2 tRNA genes and 1 rRNA gene are annotated in these 513 nt (G+C 48.1%); all 3 read left to right on the top strand.

What is annotated here, in order from left to right:
• Positions 1-116: ribosomal RNA gene (locus FEN17_RS26965) — 16S ribosomal RNA — on the top strand; the annotation flags it as partial.
• A 46-nt stretch (positions 117-162) separates the two neighbouring features.
• A tRNA-Ile gene (locus FEN17_RS26960) sits at positions 163-236 on the top strand.
• A 57-nt stretch (positions 237-293) separates the two neighbouring features.
• Positions 294-367 (top strand) — tRNA-Ala (locus FEN17_RS26955).
• Positions 368-513 lie beyond the last annotated feature (146 nt).

The raw sequence follows: 513 nt of genomic DNA, 5'->3' as shown, positions 1-513 counted from the left end.
GGAGTCGGGGAGACCTGAAGCGGTAGGTTAAAGACACCGTTAGGGTAAAATCGGCGACTGGGGCTAAGTCGTAACAAGGTAGCCGTACCGGAAGGTGCGGCTGGAACACCTCCTTTCTGGAGACGAAGGATTCTGCTTTTGGTTTATTTCTATCATATATTAGGGCTTGTAGCTCAGGTGGTTAGAGCGCGACACTGATAATGTCGAGGTCCGTGGTTCGAGTCCACGCAGGCCCACGGATTAAACAAGTACAATCAGAAAAACGTTTTCTGATTTCATTTATTGAAAATTTTGGGGGATTAGCTCAGCTGGCTAGAGCACCTGCCTTGCACGCAGGGGGTCAACGGTTCGAATCCGTTATTCTCCACATTACTAGATACAGATCTGGTAACGAGTTCATTGACATATTGGTAAAGTAGAAGAGAGAAGAAAATAGAGTCGCGCAAGCGAATTAAGGGCGCATGGGGGATACCTAGGCTCTCAGAGGCGATGAAGGACGTGATAAGCTGCGAA

The organism is Dyadobacter luticola (assembly GCF_005860805.1).
GTDB lineage: Bacteria > Bacteroidota > Bacteroidia > Cytophagales > Spirosomataceae > Dyadobacter > Dyadobacter luticola.
The sequence above is the reverse complement of the archived record's forward strand: the minus strand, read 5'-3'. Positions and strand labels throughout refer to the sequence as shown.